Source organism: Amnibacterium setariae (assembly GCF_003581425.1).
Lineage (GTDB): Bacteria > Actinomycetota > Actinomycetes > Actinomycetales > Microbacteriaceae > Amnibacterium > Amnibacterium setariae.
Window position 1 is genome coordinate 275,649 of record NZ_QXTG01000002.1, and the last position, 11,409, is coordinate 287,057.

Here is an 11,409-nt window from a genome sequence, read left to right on the forward strand (position 1 = left end):
GTGGTAGTTCCCGCGACCGTCGTCGGCTTCGGCGGCTGGACGACCGGGCCGGTCGTCGGGCGCCGGCCCGCCGGCGCGGTCCGCGACGCGGTGCACCCCGGCAGCGGCGCGCGCGCCGTGCTCGTCGTCGTCGACGGGCGCTGGACGGACCGGATGCCGCCGGACCCGGAGGCGGTCGCTCGGGCCGCGGTAGTCGGCTCCCCCGCGGTCGTGCCGATGCTCGACGCCGGGCTGCAGGACGACGGCACCCGCTGGTACGTGACCCCCGTCGTGCCCGGGCCGGTGCTCGACCCCGCCTCCGGCTGCTCGCCCCGCCGCGCCGCCTCCATCGCGGAGGGCGTCGCGACCGCGCTCGCCGCCGTGCACGCCGCGGGGCTCGTCCACGGCCTCGTCGGCCCGCAGTCGGTCGTCCCCGCCGCGGGACGGCACGCGGGCGACGGCCCCGGCACGACCCTGCTGCTCGACACCGGGCTCGCGCCGCTGCTCGGCGCCCGCGCCGCGGACCTCGCGACCGCGGCGGGCGTGCAGCTGCCCGCCGACCGCGGCGCGGAGGCGGACGTCTACTCCCTCGGCGCGCTCCTGCTCCGCCTGCTGACGGCCGCCGCGCCGGCCGGGCCGGCGCTCGCCGCGCTGCCCGTCGAGCTCCGCTCGCTGCTGTCGGCGATGCTCGAGGAGGACCCGGCCGCCCGGCCCGGCGCGCTCGCGGTCGCCCGGCGACTCTCGGCGCTGCGCGAGGGGCTCACCGCGACGGGCGCCGTCGACCTGCCGGTCGCGCAGCGGGTCGCCCCGCCGTCCCGCCCGGTCCCGGTGGAGGCGGTGCGAGCGGCCGCGCCGCCGACCCGCGCCACCGCCCCGACCCCGACCCCGGATCCGGCCCCGACCGGCGCGGCCGGCCGGACGTCCGCACCCGCCACCGGGCTCATCGCCTCGGCGCCGGCGCCCGTCCGCGCGCCGGTCACCCGGGACGCGCCGACCGTGCTGCCGCGACCCGTCGTCGACGCGGCCCCGTCCCTCCGCACGGGCCCCGTCGCCGTGCAGGCGTCGCCGCGGCCGACGGACCGATCGACGGACCGACCGGCTGCCCGCCCGGCGGCGCGGTCGGGACGTCGCGGCCGCACCGTCGCGCTCGTCGCCGGCGGGGTCGGTCTGGCGGGCCTGCTCATCGGCGTCGTCACGCACCTGCCCACGGGGCAGGACGCGGGCGTCGGCGCGGTCGCCGCCGCGGCCGACGACGGCGTGCTCGGGCTCCGGCCCGCCGCCTCGGACGGCGCCGATCGGGCGGACGACGCGGGCAGCGCCGTGCCCGTCGCCGCCGCGACCCGCGGGGCGAGCACGCCCGGCACGGGTCGCCACCGCGTGGCACCGGCCGCTCCCGGCTCGTCCGCGCCCGTCTCCCCCGCGTTCGTGCGCCCCACGCGGGTCGTGCCGTCGCCCCTCGCCGCGTCGGCCACCTCGCCGACGCCGTCGCGGAACACCACGACGCCGTCGACGCCCTCGCGGCCGGGCAGCGGCGCCCCGACGGCGCCGCGGCCCTCGGGCGGCACCGCGTCGACCTCCCCGACCTCCCCGACCTCGTCGGCCCCGTCGTCGTCGACGCCCTCGTCCAGCGCGCCCGCGGACACGACGCCGTCGGCGCCGTCGTCCTCGACTCCCGCGTCCACGGACCCGGCGTCCTCGGAGCCCGCGCCCTCGACGTCCGAGCCGAGCGCGCCGTCGACCCCGAGCGAGTCCGCCACCCCGACGACCTCCGACAGCACGACGCCGCCCGCGGACGACGCCGTCGCGACCGGCACGCCGGCGGCCGACGCGACCACGAGCGGCTCGACGGACCCGGCGGCCGGCTGAGTTCAGCGGTCGGCGAGCGCCACGAACCGCTGCAGCAGGCGTTCCGGCGCCGTCACCACGGCCCGGTCGAGCCGCGCGAGCACCGTCTGCAGCTCGGTCTCCGGGAAGTAGCCGTGCCGCTGGTAGATCGTGGCGCGGCGCCCGAACTCCGCCGTGGTCGGCTCGGGATGGAACTGGCTGGCGAGCAGCGAGCCCGCGCGGTAGAGCTGCACCGGGCTGGTCCGGTTCGTGGCCAGCAGCACGCTGCCCGGCGGCGGCACGGGCGCCGACTCCTTGTGGCCCGTGAGCGCCGTGAAGCGGTCCGGGAGCGCGCTCGCGACCGGGTCGGCGCGGCCCGCGTCGGTGAGCTCGCTCTCGGTGGCCGACACCGGTTCCGGATGCGTGCGGTCGACGGACCCGCCGAGCACCAGGGTCACGACGCCGATGCCGTAGCAGGTGAAGAAGGCGGGCAGCTGCCGGGTCATCGCCCGCTCCGCGAGGGCGGCGAGCTGCCGCTCGGCGAGGCGCTGCGGGGCGCTCTTCGCCGCCTCCGGGTCCGAGACCGAGTAGGGGCTGCCGCCGACGAGCACGCCGGCCACGCCGTCGGCCACGTCGCTGGGCAGCTCCTCGAGATCGGCGCTGCGCGCCTGCAGCCGGTCCCCCAGGCCGCTCGCGCGGCGCATCGACGCCAGCTCGTCACGACGGGCGTCCGCCTCCGGACGCACCTGCAGCAGCAGGAACGGCTTCGGCACGCGTGCAGGGTAGCCGGGGACGGTGAGGGGGCCGATCAGGGTGGGAACGGGAGGTCATACGGTGCAGGAGCTCGAGCTGCGGCTGGCCGGCGGGCGGGTGCTGCACGCCTACGACACCGGGCCGACGGGCCGCGACGACGAGCTCGTCGTCGTGTGGCACGGCGGTACGCCGAACACGGGGCTGCCGCCCGAGCCGCTGCTCGCGCACGACCCGGGCCTCCGCCTGCTCGGCGCGGACCGTCCCGGCTACGGCGGCTCGAGCCGGGTCCCGGAGGCGGACGTCGCGGACGTCGTGCCGGACGTGCTCGCGGTCGCGGACGCGCTCGGCGTCGACCGGTTCGCGGTGCTCGGCCACTCGGGCGGCGGATCGCGGGCGCTCGCCTGCGCCGCGCTCGCGGCCGATCGCGTGACCGCCGCGATCGCGGTCTCCTCCCCCGCTCCCCCGGACCTCGGCGGCTTCGACCGGTTCGCGGGGATGGCTCCGGGCATCGTGCGGGAGCAGCGCGCGGTCGCCGCGGGGCGCGCCGCGCTGCTCGAGGAGCTGCGGACCGGCGAGTGGGATCCGTCCGCCTTCACGCCGGCGGACGAGCAGGCGCTCGAGGGGACGTGGGGCTGGTTCGGCCCCGTCGTCGCCGCCGCGACGGCGCAGGGGCTCGACGCGGAGGCGGACGACCTGCTCGCCGCCGGCCGCGCGTGGGGCTTCGACCTGGCGGCCGTGCGCCGGCCGGTGCTGGTCGCGCACGGCGCCGACGACCGGATGGTCCCCGCGTCGCACGGCGTCCGCCTCGCGGAGGCCGTGCCGGGCGCGCGGCTGCACCTCGTCGAGGGCGCGGGCCACATCTCGGTGCTCGAGGACGCCCCCGCGCTGCTCGCGTGGCTCCGCGCGCAGCGCTGACGGGCGTGATCTCGAGGCTCGCTCGCTCGCACCTCGATCAGCGGGAGGCAGCCACGAGGCCGGGAGCATTGGCACGACCCGGGCGGCTTCCAGGGCCGGCCGTCCCGGGTCGACGTCGTCGGCCCGAGCGGCCCGGCGGTCTGGACGCGCAGCGCCCGGGTCGTGCCGCCGGTCTACTCCGGCTCCGCGCCGCGGTCGGGCGACACGCCGGTCAGCCGCGGACGCGCTTCGCGCGGAGCCGCGCGCGGCCCGGCTGCAGCGTCGCGGTCTCCATGCGCACGCGCTCGTCGAGGCGGCGCAGCAGCCGGGTCGCGGGCAGCAGCTCGGGCTGCCGGGCGAGCCGCCGGATCAGCGCGGCGCAGGTCTCCAGCCGGTCGCGGGCCTCGTCCGCGGCGACGGGCCGGTACAGCGGATCCGTCAGGTAGCGGTCGAGCAGCGCCGGGAGGGCGGTGACGGGCAGCACGCGCGCCGCGGCCCCGATCGGCTCGAACTGGCGCTCGGCGGCGACGAGCGCCTGCTGCTCGGCGCCGAGCACGTCGTCGCCCGCGAGCTCGATGGCGAGCCGCAGGTCGGCCTCGACGCGCTCGATGCGGTCGCGGCGGACGCCGTGCGCGCCGCGGCGGCGGTCGGCGAAGAAGTCGATGAGGAACGGGTCCGCGGTGGGGAGGGCGCGCACGCTGCGAATGTGCCCGAGCTTCCCGAGGATCCCCTGAACGAGGGGGTCGGCGGCGTCGGCGAGGATGAGCGCGTGCGCTCGATGGACCGGCACGACGACTACGACCGCGACGCGATCCCGGACGGCGCGCTGGACGCGGATCCGATCGCGCAGTTCCGGCGCTGGCTGACCGACGCGGAGGAGGCCGGGCTGCCCGAGCCGAACGCGATGGTGCTCGGCACGGTCGACGGATCGGGACCGACCTCGCGGACCGTGCTGCTCAAGGGCCTGATCGACGGCCGGTTCGAGCTCGTGACGAACAGCGGGTCGCGCAAGGGCCGCGCGCTCGCCGCCGACGGCCGGGTCTCCCTCCTCTTCCCCTGGTACGGGCTGCAGCGGCAGGTCCTGGTCGACGGCGACGCGGCGCCCGCGCCTGCCGCGACGAGCGACGCCTACTGGGCCACGCGACCGCGCGGCAGCCGGATCGGCGCCTGGGCCAGCCGTCAGTCCGCACCGATCGCGGACCGCGCGGCGCTCGACGCGGCCGTCGCGGCCGCCGAGGAGCGGTTCGCGGGCGTGGACGAGGTGCCGCGCCCGGCCTTCTGGGGCGCCTGGCTCGTCACGCCGCGCCGCATCGAGTTCTGGCAGGGCCGACCGTCGCGGGTCCACGACCGCTTCGCCTACACGCGCACCGGGGCGGCGTGGCAGGTCGACCGCCTCCAGCCGTGACCCCCGGACGGGTGAGCGCTCACAGGGATTCGATAGCCGTCCTCCAGCGCGCCCCGGGCGGGTCCCGAGCGCTCCCCGAGCGCTGCGCGGCATCGTGATCGCCGTGTTCACCGACGTCGAGGACAGGACCACGCGGCCGTCGACGTCCCGAACGGTCTGCGCCGCTGACGGGATGCCGCTCTACCCGACCATCGTGGGGCCCCGCTGCCCCCTCTGCGGAGCCGCCGCCGCGCGGTGATCCGGCGAGACTGGAGCCGATGACCCCCGACGCGCTCCGCTGCTTCTTCGAGGACTGGCTCGACGCCTCCAACCGGCACGACCTCGCGGCGATGCGGGAGCTGCTCGCGCCCGAGGTGCGGCGTGCCGGTGCCCCGGCCGGCGCGGACGCCTGGCTGGCGGACGTCGCGGAGCTGCTCGCGGCGTTCCCCGACTACCGGTGGAAGCGGATCCAGCTCGTCGTCGAGGAGGACCGCGTCGCCGCGCACCTCCGCACCCGCGGCACGCACCGCGGCGTCTACCGCGGCATCCGACCGACCGGGCGGCACGTCGGCGTCGCGGCGTTCGGGTTCTACCGGGTGCGGAACGGCCGGATCGTCGAGTACGCCGGCAGCGACGACGAGGTCGCGCTGACGGCGCAGCTGACGGGCTGAGGTCAGGCCAGGCCGAGGGCCTTCAGCAGCCGGCGGGGGCCGGCCGGGCGCTGGACGACCGCGCCGCAGCCGGCGAGGGCGAGCTCGATCCGGTGCGTGGCGGGCAGCACGTCGAGGTGGCGCAGCTCGCGGGCGAGGTGCCGCGTCAGCGCGGCGCACGTGTCGAGCTCCATGCGGCGCGCGGCGTTGCGGGCCGGGCGCGACTCGAGGTGGGCGAGGTGCGCCTCGATGACCAGGAGGAGCCCGTGCGCCGGCATGACGCGGGCGACGGCACCGACCTGCTCGAACTGCCGCTCGATGCCGACGAGGACCTGCTCGTCGTCCGTGAGGACGAGCTCCGCGGTCCGCTCGACGGCCGTCCGCAGCACCTGCTCGCTGCGCGCGACGGCCGCCAGCCGGTGACCCGTCGCGCCGCGGCGGCGGTCCGCGAAGAACTCGTCGAGGCATTCGGCAGCGGAGAGGAGGCGGGGCATGCCGCCCATCCTGGCGCATCCCCCGTGCGGGGGTCACGTCACGGTTTCGTCGCGAACGGGGGGCATAGCCTTCCGGCGGACTTCGAGGAGGCGCACGTGGCGGGACGGCTGGACGGGACGGTGGCGCTCGTCACCGGGGCGAGCAGCGGCATCGGCGAGGCGACCGCGGTCGCGCTGGCGGCGGAGGGCGCCCGGCTCGTGCTCGTCGCCCGACGCCGCGACCGGCTCGAGGCGCTCGCGTCGCGGATCGGCGGCGACGCCGTCGTGATCGAGGCGGACGTGACCGACGCCGCGCAGGCGCAGGCCGCCGTCGCGCAGGCCGTCGAGGTCGCCGGGCGGCTCGACATCGTGATCAACAACGCCGGCGTGATGCTGCTCGGCCCCGCGGAGGAGGCGCCCTACGAGGAGTGGGAGCGGATGGTCGCCGTGAACGTGACGGGCGTGCTCGCGACGACGTACGCCGCCCTCCCCCACCTGCTCTCCGCGGCCGAGACCGCCGAGCGCCGGGTCGCCGACGTCGTGACGATCAGCAGCACCGCGGGCCGGATCGCGCGGGCCGGGTCCGGCGTCTACAACCTGACGAAGTTCGGCGTCGGCGCGTTCAGCGAGGCCCTCCGCCAGGAGGTGACGAAGCGGCACGTCCGCGTCGGGCTCGTGGAGCCGGGCGCGACCGTCAGCGAGCTGCGCGACCACCTCCGCGCGCCGATCCGGGACGCGCAGGCGGAGCGCTTCAGGACGATGGAGCCGCTCGAGGCGACGGACATCGCGGAGGCCGTGGTCTACATGGTCACGCGCGACCGCCGGCAGGCCGTCAACGAGATGCTGATCCGGCCGACCGAGCAGGAGACGTAGGCCGCCGCCTCACCCGCGCGGCACGACCAGCACCGGCACGCGGCTCGACAGCAGCGCGACATGCGCGACCGGTCGGCCGCGACGACGGTCGACCGACGCGTCGCGGCCGAGCACGAGCAGCGAGGCGGACGTCGCCGCGCCGAGCACCGCGTCGACGGGGCGTCCGTGCAGCACCCGGTGCACGACCGGCAGTCCCGGGTAGCGGTCCTCCACCGGGGCCAGCGCGACCCGGAGGACGGCGTCGCGCTCCTTCGCGACCTGCGCGTCGTGGCCCGGCGCCGGGTCGGCCATGGTGTCGAGGTCGAGGAACTGCCGCCAGGCGTGCACGGCGACGAGCCGCTGGCGCCGTCGGGCGGCGTGCTCCGCGGCGGCCAGCGCGACCGACGGCGCGGTGGTGTCGTCGCCGACGCCGAGCACCACGTCGCGGCCGTGGTCGAACCCCTCCGGCACCATCGCGACCGGACCGCGCGCGGCGGCCGCGACGCGGTAGGCGGTGGAGCTGCGGTGCCGCCCGGCCCGCGGGTCGGCGCCGCCGACGACGACGAGCACGTCGGGCGCGGACCGCGCCGCCAGCGCCGACCAGGCGGGCCGCTGCTCGCGCGCGACCGTCACGGTGCGGTCCGGGTCCGCCTCCCGCAGCCGGGCCGCGGCCGTCTCCGCGCTGCCGGCCGACGTCTCGCGCCGGCCCGCGGCGACGACCAGCTCGACCTCCCGGCAGTCCGGCTCGTGCCGCAGCGCCCAGTCGAGCGCCGCCTCCGCCGCCCTGCTGCCGTCCCAGCCGACCACCACGCGCTCCGGCATCGCCGTCCTCCTCGCCCCGCCGCAGCGGATGAAGGAGCGAGCGTCGGTCCGCCGGCGTGACCGGCGCATGAACGGCGGCCCCTTCCGGCGTCGCCGCCGGGGTTCAGAGGCCGAGCAGGCGCTGCAGCAGCCCGCGTCGCGGCGCCGGCTCGAGGACCTCCGGCGCCTCCTGCAGCGGTGGCGGCAGCGGCTCCGGCTCCTCCTCGACGACGGCGACCGGCTCCGGCTCCGGCTCCGGCGGTCGCGGGGTGGCGCGCAGCCGACGGCCGAGCCCCGCGATGCGGCCCCCGGCGTCGAAGCGGACCTGCAGCGAGCCGTCGTCCAAGGTCAGCTCGACCACGTCCTCGCCCGCCTCCGTCAGCGTCGCGCCCCGCTGCTGCGCCCACGCCGCGAGAGCGCGGCGGTGGTCGACCGTGCCGGTGCCGGCGAGGGCGCTCGTCACGACGCCGACGGCGCGCGCCACCGTCGGACGCGGGAGCGCGAGCACGGGGTCGTCGAGCAGCAGCCAGGCGCGGGTGCTGCCGTTGCCGGTCGGTGCGGAGAAGTGCGCGGTGACGCCGGTGACGGCCTTGACGGCGCGGACGAGGATCGGCGCCAGGTCGTCCGTGAGCGGCAGCACGGCGTGGGTGAACTCGCGGATCGCGTACCGCTCCCCCAGTCGCCGGACGCGCTCCGCCTGCTTCACGAAGGGCTCGGGGAAGCCGTTGATGTTGTCCCAGCCCCACAGCCACGTGCCCTCGTCGGGCGAGGACGTGCCGACGAAGTGGGCGCGGACGGCCCGTTCCGCACCCGCGCCGTCGGTGTAGACGAAGGCGGATCGCGCCCCGTCGATCCGCCAGTCGCGCATCGGCACGGAGTCGGCCAGGTGCGACTGGTGCTCGTGGGAGACGAACGCGCCGGCGTCCGCGAGCGTGACGAGATCGACCTCGGGCATCGCCTCGACGGTACGGCACCGCCGGCCCGCGGCCGGGCTCCGACGCGGCGTCAGGCGAGGGCGACGGCCTCCCGCACGAGGTCGGCGACGAGCCCCGGCCGTTCCAGCGAGGGCATGTGGGCGACGCCCTCGAGCACGCGGCCGGTGGCGTTCGGCAGCCGGTCCGCGGTGAGCGCGTAGAACGGCAGGTCCGGCGGCAGGTCGAGGTCGCCCCAGGTGACGAGCGCCGGCGCGGTGATCTCGCCGAGCCGGTGCCACGCGTCGAGGTCGGTGCCGCCCGCGTTCCCCTGCGTGCCTGCGCTGAGGATGCGCCGGTTCATGTCGAGCGCGAGCTCCCGGGCCGCACCGCCGACCCGGCCCTCCGGCGCGGTCGGCCCGTCGAGCCAGAGGTGCGCCTCGAGCCGGGCGGCCTCGTCGACGTCGTGCGCCTGCTCCGCCTTCTCGAGCGCACCGACGATCGCGCCCGTCGCGGCGTCGGCCTCCCAGGCGATGTCCTCGCCCTCGTCGGTCATGCCCGACACGGCGGAGCCGATGAGCAGCAGCGACGCGACCCGGGCCGGCGCGGTGAGCGCGACGTCGAGCGCGAGCCCGCCGCCCATCGAGTTGCCGACGACGACCGCCCGGTCCGCGCCGACGGCGTCGAGCACGGCCACAAGGTCGTCGAGGTGGCTGAAGGCGGCGTCGGTGCCGGGCGTGCCGCCGTACCCGCGCCGGTCGTAGGCGACGAGGTCGAGTTCGTCGCCGTCGAGCTCGTCGAGCACCGCCTCCCAGGACCGCAGGTCCGCGACGCCGGCGTGGAGGAACACCACCACCGGCGCACCCTCCCGGCGCCGTCGGACCCCGGCGAGCACCGTGCCGTCGGGACGTGCCACCTCGAACGTCTCAGTCGTCATGCCTGCACCCTGCCATCCGGTCCCGGCGGAGCACATCGGCCGGTGCGGCCCTATTGCCCCGATTTCGTCCGGATCGACCCGCGGCGGGCCGCCTCGCCTGCGTCATGGTTTCGGCACGGGCGCGGAGCGCCCGGCTCAACCACCGCACCCGCACCCCCGTTGGTCGAGGTGCGAGCGCAGCGAGCCTCGAGACCACCCCGCACCTTCGAGCTGAGTCAGGCGGACAGGTTCACCGGCGGGACCGGCCCTCCCGGCCGGCGCCTGCCGCGTGGATCGACATGCGGCGGCGGTGTCCACCACCATCTCCCGTCCTCCCGTTGCACCTGCCACCCGTGCTCGTCGTGCAACCGGTGGCATCGCCAGCAGAGCAGGATCCCGTTCTCGATCGACGTCGAGCCATACCCGGCCGGGTCGATGTGCGCGGCGTCGCACCAGGACAGCGGTGCGTCGCAGTTCGGGCCCGCGCAGCCCTGGTCCCGGACCGCCATCGCCCGGCGCTGGGCTTCGGAGAAGAACCGGCGGCCGGTTCCGAGGTCCAGGGGCTGGCTGTCACCGCCGAGCACGACGGGGATGATCTCCGCCTCAGCCGCGAGCATGCGGGCGGTCGCGGCCGAGATCGTCTCCATGCAGCCCGGCAGCAGCGCGTGGCCGATCCCGCTGCGGAGGGCTTCCTCGCTGATGGTGACGAGCATCGTGACCGCGGTGCCGGCGACGTGTCCGTCGTCGATCTTGAGGACCTTCTTCGCGATCCGCTGGACTCCGTCAACCCGCCTCTTGTTCAACGGACGGAGGTCCTTGTCGTCCAGCTTGGGTGCGTCGTCGAGCACGAGTTGGAACCTGCGCTGCGAGGTGTTGGCGTCGAGCGCGGTCTCGAAGAACCCCGCGGTCAGCGCGTCGAGGTCGAGCACCCATCGCGTGAGTCCGTTGTCGAGCTTCCGCTTCGTGACGGTCGCCTGACCGGCGAGCTCGTCGTCCTTGGGGCCGTTGCCCTCGGGGTGCGCGTAGGCGGGGACGAGCCGGAAGTGCTCGAGTAGCTCGTCGGCCGTGTAGCCCTCCTGGGAGCGCTGGACGAGCTGCCGCTCCAGCTCCTCCAGCTCCAGCGGGGTCAGGCCGTTCTCGACCTTCTTCAGCGACCGGACCAACGCTGCGGCCACGGAGACGTCGAGGCAGCCCGCCTCGAGCGCTGCCGCGACGTGGGCGCGCTTGGCCGGCAGCGGTGTCCCGTCGATGCCCTCGCGCGGCCGGACCGCCGTGGCGAGCGCGGTGATGGTCCCGGCCTCGTCGCGTGGGATGCCTGCGACCTGGGCCAGCAGGGCCGCCGGGCTCGCGGCACCCATCGTGCGGGCGAGGTTCGTCTCGTCGCGGATCTCGCTGCGGCGGGCGATCTCACCGGCGAGCTTCGCTCTCTCCGACTCCGCCAGGCGGAGGAGTCGGCTCACCGAATCGGTCGCTTCGAGCAGCTCGTGGTCGGTCAGCAGCCGGACCGGCCCGTCTGAGGATGCGTCGTCGAACCGGCCGCCCGCGGAGACGCGGTCGAACCCGCGGACGTACGCGTCGACCTGCTGCTGCAGGGCCTCCGCGTTCCGGTTCATGCCTGTATTCGAGCATGGGCCACCGACATCGCATCCCGGTCTGGGCCAGGACTTTTCCATTCAGTGGAACGGCGTGTCCAAGTGCGGGGGAAACGGACGAGTGCGGTTGAAACGGACCGACTTGCTCCGGATTCCTGCCGCTTCGCCGGCGTCGGTGCGGCACGAATCCGGAGCAAGTTCGAAGCAGTGGTCTCGAGGCTCGCTGCGCTCGCACCTCGACCAGCGGGGAGGGGTGGTGTCGAGGCTCGCGGATCGGCGTGGTCTTGAGGCTCGCTGCGCTCGCACCTCGGCCAGCGGACGGGGCCGGATCGAGCCCTTGACAGCATCGGGGTGCCGGAGTGCGGCAGAGTGTCCAGGCG

Annotated in this window: 12 protein-coding genes; 5 read left to right on the forward strand and 7 right to left on the reverse strand. The window is 76.6% G+C overall.

Annotation, left to right across the window (positions count from 1 at the left end):
• Entirely contained in the window at positions 1 to 1,845 is a 1,845-nt protein-coding gene (locus D1781_RS17340; RefSeq protein ID WP_158590045.1) for a hypothetical protein, read from the forward strand.
• Positions 1,846 to 1,847: 2 nt separating this feature from the next.
• Here D1781_RS17340 and D1781_RS09310 read toward each other — a convergent pair whose 3' ends face one another.
• Positions 1,848 to 2,576 carry a glutamine amidotransferase-related protein gene (locus tag D1781_RS09310; protein WP_119482044.1) on the reverse strand — a complete coding sequence of 243 codons (729 nt, stop codon included), beginning with the start codon at positions 2,574 to 2,576 and terminating at the stop codon, positions 1,848 to 1,850.
• Positions 2,577 to 2,637: 61 nt separating this feature from the next.
• Here D1781_RS09310 and D1781_RS09315 point away from each other — a divergent pair, with 61 nt between their 5' ends.
• Positions 2,638 to 3,471, forward strand: coding sequence for an alpha/beta fold hydrolase (locus D1781_RS09315; RefSeq protein WP_119482045.1), 834 nt, complete (start codon positions 2,638 to 2,640; stop codon positions 3,469 to 3,471).
• Between the two features lie 211 nt (positions 3,472 to 3,682).
• On the opposite strand, the gene D1781_RS09320 is transcribed toward D1781_RS09315, so the two are convergent.
• Positions 3,683 to 4,147, reverse strand: coding sequence for a hypothetical protein (locus tag D1781_RS09320; protein WP_119482046.1), 465 nt, complete (start codon positions 4,145 to 4,147; stop codon positions 3,683 to 3,685).
• A 9-nt stretch (positions 4,148 to 4,156) separates the two neighbouring features.
• Here D1781_RS09320 and pdxH point away from each other — a divergent pair, with 9 nt between their 5' ends.
• Entirely contained in the window at positions 4,157 to 4,855 is a 699-nt protein-coding gene (gene pdxH / locus D1781_RS09325; protein ID WP_233551228.1) for a pyridoxamine 5'-phosphate oxidase, read from the forward strand.
• Positions 4,856 to 5,112: 257 nt separating this feature from the next.
• Positions 5,113 to 5,505: an ester cyclase gene (locus D1781_RS09330; RefSeq protein ID WP_119482047.1), complete on the forward strand. Its 393-nt coding sequence runs from the start codon at positions 5,113 to 5,115 to the stop codon at positions 5,503 to 5,505.
• A gap of 2 nt (positions 5,506 to 5,507) precedes the next feature.
• On the opposite strand, the gene D1781_RS09335 is transcribed toward D1781_RS09330, so the two are convergent.
• Positions 5,508 to 5,978, reverse strand: a complete 471-nt coding sequence (locus D1781_RS09335) for a hypothetical protein (protein ID WP_119482048.1) — start codon at positions 5,976 to 5,978, stop codon at positions 5,508 to 5,510.
• Between the two features lie 96 nt (positions 5,979 to 6,074).
• Between D1781_RS09335 and D1781_RS09340 the strand changes: the two genes are divergently transcribed.
• A complete protein-coding gene (locus D1781_RS09340; RefSeq protein ID WP_119482049.1) occupies positions 6,075 to 6,830 on the forward strand; it encodes an SDR family NAD(P)-dependent oxidoreductase in 756 nt (251 codons plus the stop codon).
• A 9-nt stretch (positions 6,831 to 6,839) separates the two neighbouring features.
• Here D1781_RS09340 and D1781_RS09345 read toward each other — a convergent pair whose 3' ends face one another.
• The 4 genes from D1781_RS09345 to D1781_RS09360 form a co-directional block, all read right to left on the reverse strand.
• Positions 6,840 to 7,631 (reverse strand): universal stress protein, encoded by a 792-nt coding sequence (locus D1781_RS09345; RefSeq protein ID WP_158590046.1) that lies wholly within the window; start codon positions 7,629 to 7,631, stop codon positions 6,840 to 6,842.
• Between the two features lie 103 nt (positions 7,632 to 7,734).
• A complete protein-coding gene (locus D1781_RS09350; RefSeq protein WP_119482051.1) occupies positions 7,735 to 8,565 on the reverse strand; it encodes a DUF6882 domain-containing protein in 831 nt (276 codons plus the stop codon).
• A 50-nt stretch (positions 8,566 to 8,615) separates the two neighbouring features.
• On the reverse strand, positions 8,616 to 9,458 hold the full coding sequence (locus tag D1781_RS09355) for an alpha/beta fold hydrolase (protein ID WP_158590047.1): 843 nt from the start codon (positions 9,456 to 9,458) through the stop codon (positions 8,616 to 8,618).
• A gap of 215 nt (positions 9,459 to 9,673) precedes the next feature.
• A complete protein-coding gene (locus D1781_RS09360; RefSeq protein WP_158590048.1) occupies positions 9,674 to 11,050 on the reverse strand; it encodes an HNH endonuclease signature motif containing protein in 1,377 nt (458 codons plus the stop codon).
• Positions 11,051 to 11,409 lie beyond the last annotated feature (359 nt).